General features: G+C 61.8%; 17 protein-coding genes and 1 tRNA gene. 4 read left to right on the top strand and 14 right to left on the bottom strand.

Translation table 11 applies throughout. The features are described 5' to 3' along the window. Nucleotides 1–164 precede the first annotated feature (164 nt). From H8R18_RS03350 to H8R18_RS03335, 4 genes are all read left to right on the top strand, one after another. Complete coding sequence (locus tag H8R18_RS03350; protein ID WP_191072297.1) at nt 165–2,744, top strand: type I restriction-modification system subunit M; 2,580 nt, start codon at nt 165–167, stop codon at nt 2,742–2,744. Next, nucleotides 2,741–3,910, top strand: coding sequence for a restriction endonuclease subunit S (locus H8R18_RS03345; RefSeq protein ID WP_191072298.1), 1,170 nt, complete (start codon nt 2,741–2,743; stop codon nt 3,908–3,910). The genes H8R18_RS03350 and H8R18_RS03345 overlap by 4 nt, the downstream gene beginning before the upstream one ends. Beyond that, entirely contained in the window at nt 3,907–7,023 is a 3,117-nt protein-coding gene (locus H8R18_RS03340; protein WP_191072299.1) for a type I restriction endonuclease subunit R, read from the top strand. Before H8R18_RS03345 ends, H8R18_RS03340 begins: the two co-directional genes overlap by 4 nt. Nucleotides 7,024–7,146: 123 nt before the next feature. Next, nucleotides 7,147–8,004, top strand: a complete 858-nt coding sequence (locus H8R18_RS03335) for a hypothetical protein (protein WP_191072300.1) — start codon at nt 7,147–7,149, stop codon at nt 8,002–8,004. A gap of 3 nt (nt 8,005–8,007) precedes the next feature. On the opposite strand, the gene H8R18_RS03330 is transcribed toward H8R18_RS03335, so the two are convergent. The 14 genes from H8R18_RS03330 to rplU form a co-directional block, all read right to left on the bottom strand. Further along, the gene (locus tag H8R18_RS03330; RefSeq protein ID WP_191072301.1) at nt 8,008–9,192 is read right to left on the bottom strand and encodes a DNA glycosylase AlkZ-like family protein; all 1,185 of its coding nucleotides are present in this window, start codon (nt 9,190–9,192) and stop codon (nt 8,008–8,010) included. A gap of 104 nt (nt 9,193–9,296) precedes the next feature. Then, nucleotides 9,297–9,443, bottom strand: coding sequence for a hypothetical protein (locus H8R18_RS03325; protein WP_191072302.1), 147 nt, complete (start codon nt 9,441–9,443; stop codon nt 9,297–9,299). 390 nt (nt 9,444–9,833) lie between these two features. Continuing rightward, a complete protein-coding gene (locus tag H8R18_RS09905; protein ID WP_420846896.1) occupies nt 9,834–9,977 on the bottom strand; it encodes a hypothetical protein in 144 nt (47 codons plus the stop codon). 537 nt (nt 9,978–10,514) lie between these two features. Next, nucleotides 10,515–10,667 carry a hypothetical protein gene (locus tag H8R18_RS09145; protein WP_223875410.1) on the bottom strand — a complete coding sequence of 51 codons (153 nt, stop codon included), beginning with the start codon at nt 10,665–10,667 and terminating at the stop codon, nt 10,515–10,517. A 15-nt stretch (nt 10,668–10,682) separates the two neighbouring features. Next, nucleotides 10,683–10,758, bottom strand: a tRNA-Ala gene (locus tag H8R18_RS03315). Nucleotides 10,759–10,816: 58 nt separating this feature from the next. Continuing rightward, entirely contained in the window at nt 10,817–11,437 is a 621-nt protein-coding gene (locus tag H8R18_RS03310) for a histidine phosphatase family protein (protein ID WP_191072304.1), read from the bottom strand. 2 nt (nt 11,438–11,439) lie between these two features. Continuing rightward, nucleotides 11,440–11,808 carry a ribosome silencing factor gene (rsfS, locus tag H8R18_RS03305; protein WP_191072305.1) on the bottom strand — a complete coding sequence of 123 codons (369 nt, stop codon included), beginning with the start codon at nt 11,806–11,808 and terminating at the stop codon, nt 11,440–11,442. Between the two features lie 13 nt (nt 11,809–11,821). Next, nucleotides 11,822–12,196: a hypothetical protein gene (locus H8R18_RS03300; RefSeq protein ID WP_191072306.1), complete on the bottom strand. Its 375-nt coding sequence runs from the start codon at nt 12,194–12,196 to the stop codon at nt 11,822–11,824. Continuing rightward, the gene (nadD, locus tag H8R18_RS03295; RefSeq protein WP_420826903.1) at nt 12,193–12,831 is read right to left on the bottom strand and encodes a nicotinate-nucleotide adenylyltransferase; all 639 of its coding nucleotides are present in this window, start codon (nt 12,829–12,831) and stop codon (nt 12,193–12,195) included. Before nadD ends, H8R18_RS03300 begins: the two co-directional genes overlap by 4 nt. Before the next feature lie 43 nt (nt 12,832–12,874). After that, nucleotides 12,875–14,146 (bottom strand): glutamate-5-semialdehyde dehydrogenase, encoded by a 1,272-nt coding sequence (locus tag H8R18_RS03290; RefSeq protein WP_191072383.1) that lies wholly within the window; start codon nt 14,144–14,146, stop codon nt 12,875–12,877. A gap of 2 nt (nt 14,147–14,148) precedes the next feature. Next, complete coding sequence (gene proB / locus H8R18_RS03285) at nt 14,149–15,315, bottom strand: glutamate 5-kinase (RefSeq protein ID WP_191072308.1); 1,167 nt, start codon at nt 15,313–15,315, stop codon at nt 14,149–14,151. Between the two features lies 1 nt (nt 15,316). Then, on the bottom strand, nt 15,317–16,834 hold the full coding sequence (gene obgE, locus H8R18_RS03280; RefSeq protein ID WP_191072309.1) for a GTPase ObgE: 1,518 nt from the start codon (nt 16,832–16,834) through the stop codon (nt 15,317–15,319). 68 nt (nt 16,835–16,902) lie between these two features. Next, nucleotides 16,903–17,154: a 50S ribosomal protein L27 gene (gene rpmA, locus H8R18_RS03275; RefSeq protein ID WP_191072310.1), complete on the bottom strand. Its 252-nt coding sequence runs from the start codon at nt 17,152–17,154 to the stop codon at nt 16,903–16,905. A gap of 31 nt (nt 17,155–17,185) precedes the next feature. After that, the gene (rplU, locus tag H8R18_RS03270; protein ID WP_191072311.1) at nt 17,186–17,506 is read right to left on the bottom strand and encodes a 50S ribosomal protein L21; all 321 of its coding nucleotides are present in this window, start codon (nt 17,504–17,506) and stop codon (nt 17,186–17,188) included. Between the last annotated feature and the right edge of the window lie 6 nt (nt 17,507–17,512).

The following is a 17,512-nucleotide window of genomic DNA, read 5'->3' as shown; positions in this document are numbered from 1 at the left end:
CAGGCTCCGCGGGCCGTTCCACGGGGCCGGCGAGCTGCCGGTGCTCGGGTTTGTCCTCATTTCCCCGACTCCCAGATCGCGGCGGGTAGACTCGACGCGTCGCATCCTCTACCCCGCTGCCACGTCACCGCGCTGGCAGCGACGAAAGACGAAGGCACCCGCACATGAACAAGCACGAGTTGGCGTCGAAGATCTGGCGTTCGGCCAATGACATGCGCTCGAAGATCGAGGCCAATGAGTACAAGGACTATATTCTCGGCTTCATCTTCTACAAGTTCTTGTGCGGCAAGGTGGAAGATCTCCTGGTCAGCTATGACGTGCCACGCGAGGACTTTGCCGACTACCTGACCGAGAGCGACGACGCCGCGGTGACGCTTGTCCAGAACAAGCTCGGCTTCTTTATTTCCCACGAACACCTCTATTCCACCTGGATGTCAGGGGGGGGGAGAAACTTCGACGTCGCTCGCGTTCGCGATGCGTTAGCGGCCTTTTCCCGCAACGTCACCAGGCATGAGGTATTCGACGGCATCTTCGACACGTTACAGACGGGCCTGTCGAAGCTCGGCGACACCGCGGCGGCACAAACGCGGTCGATCCGCAAGCTCCTCGCCACCATCGACGACATTCCCACGGACGGCAAGCAGGGCTACGACGTCCTCGGATTTATCTACGAATACCTAATCGCCAACTTTGCCGCCAACGCCGGCAAGAAGGCGGGCGAGTTCTACACCCCGCACGAGGTGTCGGAGCTGATGAGCCAGATCATCGCTGCACACCTGGGCGAGCGGTCTGAGATCCAGATCTACGACCCCACGTCGGGATCGGGATCGCTGCTGCTCAACATCGGCCAGGCAATGAAACCGCATATGGACAATGCTGCCGGCATCAAGTATTACGCCCAGGAACTCAAGTCCAACACATACAACCTCACCCGCATGAACCTGCTTATGCGCGGCGTGGAGCCATACAACATCGTCACGCGCAATGGCGACAGCCTGGAACAGGACTGGCCAATCTTCGACGAAGACGATCCCGCCGGAACGTATCGAACGCTCTACGTCGACGCCGTCGTCAGTAACCCGCCGTATTCGCAGAACTGGGATCCCTCACACAAAGAGAACGATCCGCGCTTTTCTCGCTTTGGCCTAGCGCCAGACTCTAAAGCCGATTACGCGTTCGTGTTGCACGACCTCTACCATCTCAAGCCCGACGGGATCATGACGATCGTCCTCCCCCACGGCGTGCTGTTCCGCGGACATTCCGAGGCAACTATTCGCCGCCAGCTCGTCGAGCAGAACCACGTTGACGCGATCATCGGCCTGCCGCCGAATATCTTCTACGGCACGGGCATCCCTGTGATCATCATGGTGTTGAAACAGCGCCGCGATAACGACGACACCCTGTTCATCGATGCTTCACGTGGCTTCATTAAGTCCGGCAACAAGAACCAGCTGCGCGCCCGCGATATCCGGCGTATCGCCGACGCGGTCGCCAACCGGGTCAACATCGATCGCTTCGCCCGCGTGGTCAGTCGCGATGAGATTCGCGCCAACGACTACAACCTCAACATTCCCCGCTACGTCAGCGCGGCCGAGCCAACCGAGAGCGTCGACCTGTTCGCGACGGTTCGAGGCGGTATCCCGGCCAGCGAACTCAACGAGTTCGCCGAGGCATGGACGGCACTTCCCGGGCTACGCGACGACCTGTTCACCCTCGATAACGCGGGATACGCCCACCTCGTTGACGATCCCCAAGCTGTCCTGGATACGCATTCGTCGGTGACCAGGTTCAACGCACGAGTGACGAACGCGCTGGCCGGAATGGATATGTGGCTGAACGACAAGCTTGTCCGCAGCCGTGCCGGTGCACGGCTGGCGACCACAGCCGACGAGATCACGCACGACCTATTCGAGCGCTTCGCCTCCGTGCCGCTGCTCGATGTCTACGAGGCCTATCAGATCGTGCATGACCAGTGGCAGATCGTTCGCGCAGATCTCGAGATGATCCAGACCGAGGGTGACGCCGCCATCCGCGCGGTCGAGCCACGCCTGGTGATGAAGAAGCGGCAGAAGACGAAGGAGACCTACGAGGTTGCTGACGGCTGGACGGGGCGAATCCTGCCGTTCGACCTGGTCCAAGACATGCTGCTAGGCGAGCAACGAGCGCGTGTGGATACGTGCGCCGACCGGCAAACGCGCGCCGAGCGCCAACTCGCCGAGCTAATTGAGGGATTAAGCGACGATCAGAAGACCGAGCTGGCCGAGGTCATGAACGACGACGCGACAGCGTTTGCCAAGGCGACGCTGAGCCGTTCAGTAAAGATGCTGCGCAAGACGGGCGAGGACTACCCCGAGGACAGCAGCGAGGGCATCCAGATCGCGGCCCTGCGGTTAATCAACGAGACCACTGCGGCGAAGAAAGACCTCACGGCTGGCCGCGCTGAGCTGGATGCCGCGACCATCGACGCGCTGCGAAATCTCAGCGATGTCGACGTTGAGCGGCTGCTTGTCGCCAAGTGGATCACCCCGATGATCGCCCGCCTCGCTGACCTGCCACGTCAACGCCTGCGAGACCTGCTGACGAACATCCGCGCGCTCGCCGACAAGTACCGCAATCCCGTCGTTGAGGTCGCTGAGCAGACCACGCAGATCCAGCGCGAACTTACCGGCATGCTCGACTCTCTAGTGGGCAGCCCGACGGACATGGAAGCGCTGCGTGCCCTGAAGGCGGTGCTCGAGGGATGAGCACGGAACTGATCCCGGAGCTGCGTTTCGAGGGATTTAACGGGTCGTGGAAACATACGCACATAGGCGACGTTTCCACTATCGGAAATGGCCGAGACTATAAGCACCTCAAGCCGGGCCCGATACCCGTATACGGAACAGGCGGGTACATGTGTTCGGTAAATTCTGCACTTAGCTTTGAACGCGACGCTATCGGCATTGGCCGAAAAGGCACTATCGATCACCCCTACATCCTCAAGGCGCCGTTCTGGACTGTAGATACCCTATTCTTCGCAATCCCCAAGACAAACCTCGGAATCAACTTTCTCCAGTGTTGCTTTGATCTCGTCAATTGGAAGGAACTAGACGAGTCAACAGGATTACCCAGCCTTTCCAAGAGAGCAATAGCAAGCGCGGGGATCACACTACCAGCGCCCTTTGCCGAGCAGCGCGCCATCGGGGCGTTCTTCGCGAAGCTGGACGAGCTCATCGCGCAGCACCGAGTCAAGAGGGAGACACTCCAGCGGACGAAGACGGCCCTGCTGCAAAAGATGTTTCCCCGCAAGGGAGCAGACGCCCCGGAGCTGCGCTTCCCGGGCTTCGACGGCCCCTGGCATACGGTGAAACTTGAGGACATTTGCGACCTCGTAATTGGCCGCACGCCCAGCCGAGACAATCCGAGTTTATGGGGTGGCACACTCCCGTGGGTCTCAATCTCAGACATGCGTCACGGTTCTACGGTGACGGAAACGACAGAGCACATCACACCGAGCGGCGCAGTTGGTGGCAGACTCATACCCACTGGCACAATATTACTTAGCTTCAAACTGACACTTGGTCGCTTGTCGTTTGCCGGAGTGGACCTTTACACGAATGAAGCAATCGCAGCCCTCCCCATAAAAAATCAATCCAAACTTGACAGTACATACCTACTACACCACTTGAGCTCCTTCGATTTTTATGCCGGGCGAAACCGGGCCACCAAGGGCGTCACTCTAAATCAGCAATCATTACAGGACATCCCCATTTACTTCCCAAAAGCTCTCGCCGAGCAGCGCGCCATCGGTACGTTCTTCGCGAAGCTGGACGAACTCATCTCAGCCGAACAGACCTATGTCGACAAGCTCCAGCAGACCAAGGTCGCGCTGTTACAGAAGATGTTTCCCCGCCCGGGAGGTGCACGATGACGTTCATCAGTGAAGCCGAGTTCGAGGATGCGGTCGTCGCGATGCTTCAACGCTACGGCTGGGGCGAGGTGCTCACCTATCCCAGCGAACAGGATCTCCTCGACAACTGGGCACAGATCCTCTACGAGAACAATCGCTCGGTTGACCGGCTGGGAGACGTACCGCTGACGAACACCGAGATGGCGCAGATCCTCGAGCAGGTCACCGCCCTGCGCACTCCCCTCGCCCTGAACGAGTTCATTAACGGCCGTACGGTGGCGATCAGACGCGATGCACCGGGCGCGACAAACCGGGGCAGCGAGGTGAGCCTAAAGATCTATGACCGCCGAGAGATCGCGGGCGGTCAATCGCGCTACCAGATTGCCCGTCAGCCCCGCTACCGGGCCAGCAAGCGGGTATTGCCACAGCGCCGCGGCGACCTCGTGCTCCTCATTAACGGAATGCCCGTCATTCACATCGAGCTCAAGCGTTCGGGAATACCCGTCAGCCAGGCGGTCAACCAGATCGACAAGTACGGACACGAGGGCGTATTTAGCAACCTGTTCTCGCTCGTGCAGATCTTTGTCGCCATGACCCCAGAAGAGACGCTCTATTTCGCCAACCCCGGACCCGGCCACCGCGTCAATCCGGCCTATACCTTCCATTGGGCCGACTTCGAGAACTCCCCCGTCAACGAGTGGAGCCAGGTCATCGAGCGGCTGCTGTCGATCCCCATGGCGCATCAGCTCATCGGCTTCTACACGGTGGCCGACAGGGCGAGCGGCGTGCTCATGGTCATGCGCAGCTACCAGTATTACGCCGCCAGCCAGATTGCCAATGCCGTGGCAAAGACCGCCTGGGGCAACCACGACCAGCGCGGCGGCTACATCTGGCACACGACAGGCTCCGGCAAGACCGTCACGTCGTTTAAAACAGCTCAGCTCATCGCGGATTCCCAAGACGCGGATAAAGTCGTCTTCCTGCTCGACCGCCGCGAACTCGGTGAACAGTCACTGCAAAGCTACAAGAGCTTCGGCGGTAATGCCATCGAGGTCGAAGACACGGCCACCTCCCACGAGCTACTCGACAAGCTCACCGACGCCACTTCGGTGCTCATTGTCACCTCCATCCAGAAGATGAGCCGCCTCAACGAGGACGCGGGACTCACGACCGCCAATCGGGCAGCGCTGGGAGCCAAACGAATCGTCTTCGTCGTCGACGAGGCACACCGTTCGACGTTCGGCGACATGCTTGCCACCATCAAGCGCACCCTGCCCGATGCGCTGTTCTTCGGCTTCACCGGCACCCCGATCCAGGCTGAGAATCAGCGCAAACACACGACCACCACCGACCTATTTGGCGACGAGCTGCACCGCTACTCCCTCGCTGACGGGATCCGCGACCACAACGTCTTGGGCTTCGACCCCGTCATGGTGCAGACCTACGAAGAAAGTGAGGTGCGTGAGGCCATCGCCCTGTCAAAAGCCCGAGCGACTTCCGTGGCCGAGGCCCTGGCGGATCCTGATAAGGCGCGCGTCTACAACCACTACATGAATCCCCAAGCGGTGCCGATGGCGGGAAAAGTTGACGGACAGGACGGCACCTATGTGAGGGGGATCGAAGACGAATTACCGACGTCGCAATATACGCGCGACGAACACCACCGCGCTGTCGTTGAGGACATCACCAAGCACTGGGAGCAGCTGAGCCGAGGTGGCAAATTCCATGCCATCCTCGCCACCAGTTCGATCCATGAGGCCATCGAATACGCGCGCATTTTCCGCACCGAGCATCCTCAACTGAACGTCACGGCTCTGTTCGATCCTGCCATCGACAATACGGGTGAGGCCCAGCTCGACAAGGAAGACGGCTTGGTCGAGATTCTCGACGACTACAACAGCCGGTTCGGGCAGAGCTTCACCCTGGCGACGCATGCTCAGTTCAAGGCCGACGTCATCAACCGGATTGCCCATAAGGTCCCCTACAATATCGGGACGTTCCGACAGCTCGATATCGTCATCGTCGTTAACCAGCTACTGACGGGGTTCGACTCGAAATGGGTGAACACCCTCTATCTGGATAAGGTCATCGAATACGAGAACATCATTCAGGCATTCTCGCGCACTAACCGTCTCTTTGGTGCCGACAAGCCCTTCGGATCGATCCGCTACTACCGGCGTCCGTGGACGATGAACGCCCATATCAACCAGGCCGTCGCCCTGTACGCTGGGAACACGCCCCGGGGGTTGTTCGTCGACCACCTCGAGCACCAGCTGTTCAAGATAAACATGTATTTCCACCAGATCATCCGGGCCTTTGGTGGGCGTGATTTCTCAAAGCTGCCCACAGCCCGTGCCGATCGCCTCGCATTCGCGCGAGCATTCCGCGAGCTCTACCGCAGGCTACAATCGGTCCTCATCCAAGGATTCACGTGGGATAAGCGCACCTATGAGTTTGAAACTCGCAATATCACGGTCGAGATCACCGAAGATGACTACCTGAGCCTGGTCATGCGTTACCAGGAACTCGCGGCCCGCAAACGCCCGCGCAGGCCAGGAGCAGAGGTACCCATCGACCTCGACCCCTACATCACCCGCATCAACACCGGGGCGATTGATGCGCGCTACATGGAGGAGAGATTTCGCGCCTATATGGAAGCCCGCAATACCCACCAATCCCGAGAGCGCTTGGCCGCACTGCTGGAAGAGTTGCATGCGAGCTTCGCCCGGCTCAGTGCCGACGACCAGGCGTTTGCCAGGTCATGGCTGCACGACGTCGAATCCGGGCGCGTCGAATTCGTCGAGGGTAAGACGGTGGGCGACTACATCAACGACTATAAGATGGCGCATCAGCAAGCACAGATCGCGCGGGTCGTTCGCGCCCTCGGAGTCGATGCTCAGCTGCTTGCCGAGATCCTCGACATCCACAGCGCTGGTGGCGACATCGAGGAATACGGACGTTTTTCCCGATTGTGTAACGGCGTCGATCTCCAGCGGGCAAAGCACTATTTTGAGCAACGCGACGCCACTAACCTGTCGCCTCTCCACGTGGACAGCATGAGTACTCAGCTACTGCGCGAATTCATCAACCACGGTGGACTGCTAGCCGACCTGCGTAACGCCGCGTCGTCCTGATCGTGACCGCAGCGCGGGATCGCGTACCACCACAGCACGTGATCACTTGCTGACCTTCCCGGCGGCCTTAGGGCACCCGTGTATGCTGAGGCGAAAGGGCAGCAGGCGACGAAGCGGGGACTCATGTTTTTTAAACGCAAGAAGCACAACCAGCCCTCACCGACGCAGCTCGCGCAGAGCGTGACGTATGAGTTGCTGCAACGTCGTGGAATCGAGGTCGTCTCAGATACCTTTGACGATGGAACTCCCTACTTCGAACTCGTTACCGGCCATCCCGGCGCGAGGCTGACCTTGTCGCGGCCTATTGAGTGGGCGACATTGTTGTCCGAAGACGAGTTGAAGGCCCAAATCGACGGTTGGCTTGACTCCCTGCTGAATTCCCCAAACTACACTGAGGAAAACATCGAAGATATTGACCTGTCGGAACGGCTATTCGTCCGCGCACTCCCCGACGACGCCACGTCCGATCCCGCCGCGCGAGACGACTTCGCGTATACGCGCCAGTTGGTACCGGGCATGTCGTTGCTTCTCGTCATCGATTATCCCGAGACGCTGCGGTGGGTGACATCGGCGGATATCGAGCGGCTGCCGCAGAGTCTCGACGAACTCTACGGCATGGCCATCGAAAACACCCTAGCCATGCCTCTTGTCGATCAGCATGTCAGCGACGACGGATCGGTGAGGTGGCTCCAGGGTCAATCACTGTGCACGAGCGCCGTTGTGTCTCGCGTCGAGCTGCTGGCACCTAACACGGGCTACGGGATAGTTTTCGCTATACCAACCACCTGGGACGTCGTCGTTGCCGGGGTGGAGACCCATGACGATCTCGTCCCGACCTTTGAGAAGGTTGCCAAGGTGGCGGGACAGATCCTTTTTGCTCCGGAAAACGAAAAGGCGGCGACGTGCCCGCATATCTTTTTCCGCTCTCCTGACGGAGACATATCGCTCGGTGCCACCCTGTCGATATCAGAGGACGACTGAACGTCAGCGAATGTGACCTGAGCTAGCTTTTAAGCGGTGAAGGGTCTGTTCCACTACACGGTCAGTGCGCTTCTCGAGCTTCTTACTGGGCGTGGAAAGCCAGCGGATGCGACCATCGGCCGGACGCACCGCCACCAGCCGTCCACGATAAATGATCAACGGCTTAAACATGCCGTTGCGGGCCGGGCAAATAAGCCGGTCCCCGGCGTTGTCGGTCAGGCAGGTCCGGTTGGCGTAGCCGACATAGATCTCGTCAAAGGACGGCAGAAATAGCAACCCTAACGCTTGCTCGCGATGTTCGGACGCCACGTCGCGAAGATCCGTGCGCATGTACACCTGCGCTCGGTCGCTGCGCGGCGACGCACGTCTCAGGCCATCGGGCTCCATATCGAAAACGCCAATGCTGGGGTCGACTTCACTAGCTGCGGTGATTGCGGCCGTCGCTGTGGTCTTCGACAGTCCGGCCCACCAAGCAAAATCACCGGTGGTGACAGGCCCGTGTCCGAGGATGTAACGGCGAGCGATCTCGACGATCCCCTCATCACGCCGAGCAGGTGGGAGCGCGAACCCAGACTGCGGGCTATCGGCAGCGGGAAGCTGGCGCGCATCAATAAACAGATGCTGATTCTTCCCCATCGGTCCTTCCACGATGGCGCCCAGGTGCATCGTGGCGTACATAAGAAACGTGCACCACCGTCGCTGCTGAGGTGAACCCGCCGGATGCGTCGTGTTCAGCCGACGAACCCACGCGTCGAACAGCTCTGCTCTGGGGATCTGCCCGCCATGGTTGGCGATTTCCTCCCACGCCACGGTGCAGGCCTGATCGATGAGGGGCACATTGATGCCCAGGCGGTCATAGTTGCGCCGGTCTGTCGGAGAAAAATCGCGCTTCAACGCCACCCTCATCCAATGGAAATCCTGCGCGGTGGTGATGTGGACGGTTCCCCGCATCGGCCGGTGTCGCACAAGCACCTGCGAGTTGAATAGCGCCGCAACATCTGAGCCTGTCGCCTCGGGACACCTCGCCAATAGAGCGTGAGGAAGCGCCGAGACCTGCTGGCCCTGCACAGCAAGCAAACCCGAGACGACATCGTCGATGTGCGTGCAGCTCGTCGCAGGAATCAGAGATTGCGCGCATATGCGCAACAGCCCCACCTCGACAGGCAATTCTACGTGCGCGACCACCATGCTGAGATCCTAACCGGCGAGGCACACGCCAAACCCAGATACAGCTGCGCTACTCACCTCCGAACCTTGCCATGTACGCAGATCCGGGCGGGACAACAGATCAGTTATCGCAGTTTTATCCGCAGCGGCTCGATGCTACGCACCCATTCGCGGCGCTCATCTTCATCGGCTTCTGACCACAGCTGCGCCAGCTCGCTGCGCTCTTCATCTAATACCGCGCTCAAACGCTCAGATAGCTTCTCATTGGTCATTGCATCGACTGGCGATACAGCGGCTCGGCTCGTGATCCAAGCCGCGAGCCCCACCAGGCCCTCTCCAGCGGAAGCGTCGATATTATCCGGATTCTCAGCTAGCAGCTCCGCGATGATCTGCTACCGCTGTTCGGACGTCGCTTCCTGTAAGTCCAGGACCAAGTCCGCAGCCGTATCGTTCTCAAGGGACCTACCCCCATGCTCCCATGTCTGCTACCAATCTTGCCAGCCGCATCGCTTAACCAGTCTGACCGAGTCATACCGATCGCCCACCAAGCGGTCCCGGGACACGAGGTCACAGCACTCAAGACCGCTTCATTGCAATGCATTCATAGGCCCGATGGAGCCGCTCGAGGCACATCGCGATGTTAGCGACATCATCAAAATCACTCACCGTTTTCCATCCGAAGTCGCAATCCCCCAGGACCTCGCCCGGGGCCGGCTTTCACCCATACGCCCCCCGTTGCCAAGACGGCAGTGGCGGCGTTCCCCGTTGCCGTAGTCACCACGGATGACCGCGTCAAGCCAGGGCATCGATGTTTACCGTAAGGTTAGGGGAAGGAGGATAGATTTTCGAAGTGTCGATTACTTGCAGCGTATAGACAAATACGCACCCTAGCCTCCCTTGAGTGAAGAGGATGCGCATTTGGCTTGGCTGCAAGGCCTATAGAAGACTAGCTCCAACTTTCTAACACTGCAAGAACCGTAGCGAACATAAGGCTGATTGCCAATCCTGCAATAATGGCTAGAAATCCGGAGATGTTGATCGCAGTCGGAGTGTTATGTGCATAGTAGAAGAATGAGCCCCAACCGAGTAGACAAAGGCATACCCCAAATATATACATACCCCTAAGCAATACGGCGCTCTTCAGCGCGATGGCTGCACTTAGACCTACTAGTGATTCAACAACGAGAATCAGTAGAATCAGCCATTGCCCCCAAAGCGGAGTACTAGTTGTTGTTCGCAGCGCATAGATCCAAAGGCCAACAGATGTCGTAGCAAGTGCTAGCGATGACAAAATGGGGACGTAACGCTTTCGCATAAAAAATACCTCCCTTTACGGACAAGAACTAAATACGTGAACTCCCGTCACCGAGCTGTAAGTAGCGGGCGCGGTCGCGGTGCTGGTGATCGTACCAGTACTGGGCGTCCGCCATGTAGGCGGCGTGCCGGGTGCCGGTGAGGGAGGCAGGGCACTCGGTGGAGGAAAATGCCGGTGCCAACCAGAGGACTCTATTTGGTGGAGCTAGGGGGATTCGAACCCCCGACCTCTTCCATGCCATGGAAGCGCGCTACCAACTGCGCCATAGCCCCGCGGACAGGCTCAAGGATACGCGCCGAGACTCAGAGTGCCAAATCGGGTGACCGTGCCCTAGCGATCGGCACCGCGATTGTAGGCGTGAATGCGCCAGCCGGGAGCACGCTGTGCCTGAGCGATCTCGGCCCAGTGACAGTTATCGAGGCCACGAATACCCGCCCACGTGCCGGGATCCAGCCCCATCAAGGTCACGAGTCCCTGGGTGAGCGCCGATCCGTGCGAGACGACGACGAGCGTGCGTCCCGCCTCGGCGCGTTCGCACTCCTCGCGGATGAGGTCGGCGACGCGAGCGCCCACGCTGCGGCGCGCCTCTATGCCGGCGGCGGGGCACTCCCCCGTCGCCCGCCACTGCTCGTAATAGTCCTCGTAGCGCGCCCGCATTTCTTTCGACGTCAGGCCCTCGAGCTTGCCGAAGGCCCGTTCGCGCGCGCGTTCGTCCACGCGGACCTCCTGGTCGACGACGTCGCCCAGAGCCTGAGCCGTCTGCCGGGCACGCTCCAAATCCGATGACACGATCGTCACGGGCTGATAGGTCTGCCCCAGCACGTGGGCGGCCCGCTGGGCCTGCCCCAAGCCACGATCATTGAGGGCGACGTCGACAATCCCCTGGACTCGGCCCTCGATGTTGTAATCGGTTTGACCATGCCGCCACAAGACGACCCGCGTGGCAGCCACGACTAATCGGTGCCTTCCGCAGCCACGGGGGTCTGTGGGCTGTCGTGCCACAGGCGTTGCAGGTCGTAATGCTCGCGCTCATCCCGGTGGAACACATGCACGACGATGCGACCGGCATCGATGAGCAGCCACCGATAGGTGTCTGCACCCTCGATCCGACGCGGGCTCACGCCACGCGCGGCCAGCGCCTCATCGCAGGCGTCGGCAACCGCACGCACGAGGCGCTCGTTATCAGCCGAGGCAATGACAAACGCATCAACCATGGGCAGACGCTCGTGCACGTCGACCACGACGACATCTTCGGCCTGCTTATCAGCGGCAGCCGCCGCGATCTCACGCGCCAACTCCAGTGACTGTTCTACGCTATCCATCCGTTACATCCTTTCAGACGCCACGCGTCACGTTTATCAGTTCGGCCCCAGCACGTGCACCTCCGGGCGAAGATACCGATCGATCCATCATCGTCACAAGTGCGAAAGCAACAAAAACCAGCACGATGATGAGGATCACCCACCGCACGATCCACGACCACCAGGCCGGCCGTTGCCGCGAACCACCGCGGGCATCCACCCGCGACGGATACCGCTCGGACACATCCGGGCGCTGCATCGACTCAACACGATGGTCATCCGCCATTGCGTCGTCGGGTCCCATCTCGGCCTGCCACAGCGCATCCGCGGTATCGCGTTCGCCCTGCGCCGGTTGCGCCGCGTGTGCGCGCGCCAGACGCCGGGAAGGCAGGCCAGAAGGAGAGGTCACCGAGCGGTCTCCCGGTACAGCCCGTACTTGCCGATGTATTGAACGACCCCATCGGGAACGAGGTACCACACCGGCGCGCCCTGGGTCGAGCGCTCGCGCACCTCGGTTGAGGAGATGGCGAGCGCCGGCACACTCAGCAGCGACACGTTATCCCGCGGGGCACCGATGTCGATGGTGAGATCGTGACCGGGCCGCGTCACGCCGACGAAGTGCGCCAGCCGGAACAGCTCGTCAGTGTTCTTCCATTCCATGATCTTCGCCAACGCATCCGCGCCGGTGATAAAGAAAAACTCAGCGCCCGGGCGTTGTTCCGCGAGGTCACGCAGCGTGTCGACCGTATACGTGACACCCCCGCGTTCAATGTCGACCCGCGAGACGCTAAAGCGCGGATTCGACGCCGTCGCGATGACGGTCATGAGATAGCGGTGCTCGGGATCGCTGACCCTGCGGCCCTTCTTGAAGGGCTGGGTGGCCGTCGGCACGAAAATGACCTCATCCAGCCCAAAGACATTTTGCACTTCGGAGGCTGCCACCAGGTGCCCGTGATGAATGGGATCGAATGTTCCGCCCATCACCCCGATACGCAACCGCTCCACCGGCGCTCGCGCGTCCATAGACGTCCTCCCGCTAGTCATAACTGGCTCGTCGCCATGATTCTACGTATCTATGCGCGCAGCTTCACGGGCGGATGTGCCCGGTGCCGGTAAGGATCCACGTCGTTGACGTCAACGCGTGAACTCCCATCGGTCCGCGCGCATGCAGCTTCTGAGTGGAAATACCGATTTCTGCGCCCAGTCCCAGCTGCCCACCATCGGTGAACCGCGTCGACGCGTTCACGGCCAACGCCGCCGCATCCACGCCGCGGACGAAACGCGAAATGGCAGTGGCGTCTTGGGCGACAATCGCCTCGGTGTGACCTGACGAGTAGCGTCGAATATGCCCGATGGCCTCGTCAACGCCATCGACGACCTCAACGGCAATGTCGAGGGACAGGTATTCCGTCGCGAAGTCTGTCTCATCGCCGTCAACCCACTCGTAACCGGCGAGATTGAGGATCTCCCGGGCCTGCGGCCCCACGTGGAACTTCACACCGCGCTCGGCCAGCGCCGGCACAATCGCCTCCCACGCCGTCTGCGCGGTAGCCCGATCGAGCAGCAGGGTCTCGATAGCGTTGCACACGCCGACACGCTGGGTCTTGGCGTTCACGGCGATCGCGCAGGCGTCATCGAGATCGGCAGATGCATCGACGTAGAGGTGGCAGTTACCCGTGCCGGTTTCGATGACAGGCACCTGCGAAGAACGCACGCATTCCTCGATGAGACCCGCCCCGCCGCGCGGTATGAGGACATCGACGTATCCGCGCGCCCGCATGAGCGCGGCAGCGCCCTCGCGTCCCCACGGGTCGACCGTGGAGATGGCGTCGACCGGCAGATTCGTCTCGGCCAGCGCCGAACGCATGACGTCAACGAGCGCGGCGTTGGAGTTGATCGCCGCCGAGCCCCCGCGCAAAATCACGGCATTGCCTGCCTTAAGGGCGAGGGCCGCAGCATCCACGGTGACGTTGGGGCGTGCCTCGTAGATCATGGCGACGACGCCGAGGGGCACGCGTACCTGCGTGGCCTCGAGGCCATTGGCCAACCGCCTGCCCTGGGTGACCTCGCCCACCGGATCGGGTAGGGCGACGATCTCGCGTACGGCCTGCGCAATCGCGCCGACGCGGTCGTGGTCCAGGCGCAGCCGGTCGATAAGCCCTGTGCTCATTCCTCGCTCGGTCGCGATGCGAACGTCGCGTTCGTTGGCGGCGCAAATCGCCTCGGCGTGAGTCTCCAGAGCGTCGGCGATAGCCGCCAGGGCGACATCGCGCTCGTCGCCCGACGTCGGAGCTAGCTCACCGGCGGCGCGCTTCGCCGCCGCCAACAGATCGTCGAGTTCACACGCATGTGCCGTCATCGTCATGCTCCCACCGTAGTGTCAGGGTCGCGTCCGTCGCGGAAGAGGACCAAATCGTCGCGATGAACCAGCGGGCGCGGCGTGTCAACGTGGGAACTCATCTGCGACATGCGTAGGCCCACGATCGAGGAGGCGACCTCGGAATCAAATGCGACAATGCCACGCCCGACCTCAGCGCCGTCACACCACAGGCCGACGACCTCGCCGGCGCGGAACGCGCCGTCAATAGCGGTTACGCCCGCTGCCAACAATGACGACCCGTGACGTCGCAGCGCCCGTAAGGCGCCGCGGTCGATCGTGACCCTACCGGCGACTCCTGCCGCGTGGGCGACCCACGCCAGCCGCGAGGGACGACGCACGGGCGAGGGGGTGAACCACGTGCCGCACGTGCCCGACGTCAGCACGCGATGCAGCTCATCTGCCGCCGCCAAGTGAACGGGAATCCCGCAGGCGACGGCGATGCGCGCGGCGGCGAGCTTGGTCTCCATTCCGCCGGTGCCCACGCGCGACCCCGCACCGCCGATCTCGACCTGGGGCAGCGCGGCAATGTCGTCGACGCGCGTGATGCGGCTGGCCGACGGATTCGACGGCGGGGCCGTGTAGAGCGCATCGACATCGGTCAGCAGGACGAGCAGATCGGCGTGAACGGCCTGCGCCACCATCGCCGCCAACCGATCGTTATCGCCGAAGCGGATCTCGTCCGTGGCCACCGTGTCGTTCTCGTTGACGATGGGGATGATCCCGGCCTCTAGGAGCTCATGGAGAGCCTGGCGAACGTTCAGGTAACTGCTGCGGCGCGTCACGTCCGAGACCGTCAGCAGCACCTGAGCAACGTGGCGGTAGTGGGACTGGAACGCCGAGCGCCAGTGCGCGAGCAACAATCCTTGCCCCAGCGCCGCCGCGGCCTGTGCTTGCGCGATCACACGGGGCCGCTCACTCAGTCCCAGCGGTGCCAACCCGGCGGCAATGGCACCCGAGGAGACGATAACGACCTCGACGCCGCGACTCGCCAGCCGAGCGACCTCGGCCGCGACGATATCGAGTCGATTGAGATCGAGGCCGCCGTCGTCGCGAGTCAGGGACGACGATCCCAACTTGATGACGAGGCGACGCAGACCGGCCAGATCGCCGGGTCCGCTCGGGCGGGTGTCTGCGGCCTCGTTCACCATCTCACTCCTCGGGGCTTGTCCACACGCCTGCCTCGCGTTCGCGGGCGAGTTCTTGACGCGCAGCCTCCTTAGCGTCCATGCGTTCATGGTATTCGCGACGACGTTCCGAACGCGGGGTGCGTCCGCCCTCGGTGAGCCGCAGGTCTTCCCCACGCGCGCCCAACAGCTCGGCACCTCCGACCATCGTCGGATCGAAGTCGAAGATGACGCCACCGTCGAGATCGCCGATGACGACGGCATCTCCCATTCGCGCGCCGGCCTTGATCAGTTCGTCCTCGACTCCGGCCTTTGCCAGGCGATCGGCCAAATACCCAATGGCCTCGTCGTTCGTGAAGTCGGTCTGCGCGACCCAGCGTTCGGGCTTGTCGCCACGCACCTGGAAACGGGCCTCGTGTCCCTCGGGCAGAGCCGTCACGCTAAATTGCGCGCGGCGACCGAGCGGACGCGGACGCAGCACGACAGGCGCCTCGTCCTCAATTGGGTGTGCGGCGCGATGCGCGGCGACGATGCGGGCCAGATCAAAGGCCAGGTCGTCGAGACCGCGGTGCGTCACCGCCGAGACCCAGTGGATCGGCCAGCCGAATTCGGCCAGCTCGTCCGCGACGAAATCGGCCATCTGTTCACCGTCGGGAATGTCGACCTTGTTGAGGACAATCAGCCGCGGCCGCTCCATCAGGGGAACGTAGTGGGACAGCTGATCCAGGTCGGAGCGGTAAGCCGCCAGCTCCGCCTCAAGCGCCTTAATGTCGTCGACGGGGTTCCGGTCGGCCTCAAAAACGGCCGTGTCGACGACGTGGACGATGACGGCGCAGCGCTCGATGTGGCGCAGAAACTCCAGCCCCAGGCCCTTGCCCTGCGAGGCCCCGGCGATGAGGCCGGGAACGTCGGCCATGGTGAACCGGGTATCGCCCGCGGTGATGACGCCGAGGTTAGGGACGAGCGTAGTGAACGGATAATCGGCAATCTTCGGGCGCGCCGCCGACATCGCGGCGATCAGCGAGGACTTGCCCGAGGAGGGGAAGCCGACGAGGGCCACGTCGGCCATCGACTTGACCTCGATGATGAGGTCGCGTTCGTCGCCCGGCAGGCCGAGCAGGGCAAATCCTGGCGCTTTGCGCTTCTTCGATGCGAGCGCGGCGTTACCCAACCCGCCGATGCCACCCTCGGCGGCAACGAATTGGGACCCGAGGCCGTGCAGGTCGGCGAGAACGGTCCCGTCGGTGTCCTTGACAACCGTGCCGTCCGGAACGGGCAGCACGAGGTCTTCACCGTTCGCGCCCTGCCGGTTCGCTCCCATCCCGGGCGTGCCGTTTTCTGCCACGCGCCGGGGTCGGTGGTGATAGTCGAGCAGGGTCGTCACCTGATCCGACACCTCGAGGATGACCGATCCTCCGCGCCCTCCATCGCCGCCATCGGGTCCGCCGAGCGGTTTGAATTTCTCGCGGCGCACCGAGGTGCAGCCGTGTCCGCCGTTGCCCCCGCGCACGTGGAGCCGGACGCGATCTACGAAACTTGCCATGCGTGCCTCACTGGTGAAACGAAGCGGGGCCAGGGAAATCCCCAGCCCCGCTTACGACGCGTCGTCGCTTAGGACGCGATGACGTTGACGACCTTGCGGCCGCGCAGGCGGCCGAACTCGACCGCGCCCGCGCGCAGCGCGAACAGCGTGTCGTCCTTGCCGCGCCCCACACCGTTGCCCGGGTGGAAGTGCGTGCCACGCTGACGCACGAGGATCTCGCCAGCCTTGACGACCTGGCCACCGTAGCGCTTCACACCCAGGTACTGCGGGTTCGAATCGCGCCCGTTCTGGGAGGAACCCAGACCCTTCTTATGTGCCATTGCTCGACCTTCTTCCCTTAGCTGCGACCGCTCACGCGATCGAGGTGATCTTGACCTCGGTCAGCTGGGCGCGGTGGCCCTGGCGCTTCCGATAGCCCGTCTTGTTCTTGTACTTGAGGATGCGGATCTTCGGCCCCTTGGTCTGCGCGAGAACCTCGCCACTGACGGTCTTGTCCGCAAGAGCCGCGGGATCGCTCACCACCTGGTCGCCGTCGACGATCATGACAGGCGCGAACGAGACGGAGTCCCCCGCCTCGGCGTCGAGCTTGTCGACGACAACGACGTCTCCCACGGAGACCTTTTCCTGACGGCCACCCGCCTTGACGATCGCGTAGACCACGTTGCTGCTCATTTCCTA

It is taken from the genome of Nanchangia anserum, from assembly GCF_015240065.1.
Classification (GTDB): Bacteria; Actinomycetota; Actinomycetes; order Actinomycetales; family Actinomycetaceae; genus Nanchangia; species Nanchangia anserum.
The sequence above is the reverse complement of the archived record's forward strand: the minus strand, read 5'-3'. Positions and strand labels throughout refer to the sequence as shown.

Excerpts from the sequence above, each read along its gene's own strand:
- H8R18_RS03350 (WP_191072297.1), top strand. The coding sequence starts at position 165 with ATGAACAAGCACGAGTTGGCGTCGAAGATCTGGCGTTCGGCCAATGAC.
- H8R18_RS03345 (WP_191072298.1), top strand. The coding sequence starts at position 2,741 with ATGAGCACGGAACTGATCCCGGAGCTGCGTTTCGAGGGATTTAACGGG.
- H8R18_RS03340 (WP_191072299.1), top strand. The coding sequence starts at position 3,907 with ATGACGTTCATCAGTGAAGCCGAGTTCGAGGATGCGGTCGTCGCGATG.
- H8R18_RS03335 (WP_191072300.1), top strand. The coding sequence starts at position 7,147 with ATGTTTTTTAAACGCAAGAAGCACAACCAGCCCTCACCGACGCAGCTC.
- H8R18_RS03330 (WP_191072301.1), bottom strand. The coding sequence starts at position 9,192 with ATGGTGGTCGCGCACGTAGAATTGCCTGTCGAGGTGGGGCTGTTGCGC.
- H8R18_RS03325 (WP_191072302.1), bottom strand. The coding sequence starts at position 9,443 with ATGACCAATGAGAAGCTATCTGAGCGTTTGAGCGCGGTATTAGATGAA.
- H8R18_RS09905 (WP_420846896.1), bottom strand. The coding sequence starts at position 9,977 with ATGCCCTGGCTTGACGCGGTCATCCGTGGTGACTACGGCAACGGGGAA.
- rsfS (WP_191072305.1), bottom strand. The coding sequence starts at position 11,808 with ATGGATAGCGTAGAACAGTCACTGGAGTTGGCGCGTGAGATCGCGGCG.
- nadD (WP_420826903.1), bottom strand. The coding sequence starts at position 12,831 with ATGACTAGCGGGAGGACGTCTATGGACGCGCGAGCGCCGGTGGAGCGG.
- H8R18_RS03290 (WP_191072383.1), bottom strand. The coding sequence starts at position 14,146 with ATGACGGCACATGCGTGTGAACTCGACGATCTGTTGGCGGCGGCGAAG.
- proB (WP_191072308.1), bottom strand. The coding sequence starts at position 15,315 with ATGGTGAACGAGGCCGCAGACACCCGCCCGAGCGGACCCGGCGATCTG.
- obgE (WP_191072309.1), bottom strand. The coding sequence starts at position 16,834 with ATGGCAAGTTTCGTAGATCGCGTCCGGCTCCACGTGCGCGGGGGCAAC.
- rpmA (WP_191072310.1), bottom strand. The coding sequence starts at position 17,154 with ATGGCACATAAGAAGGGTCTGGGTTCCTCCCAGAACGGGCGCGATTCG.
- rplU (WP_191072311.1), bottom strand. The coding sequence starts at position 17,506 with ATGAGCAGCAACGTGGTCTACGCGATCGTCAAGGCGGGTGGCCGTCAG.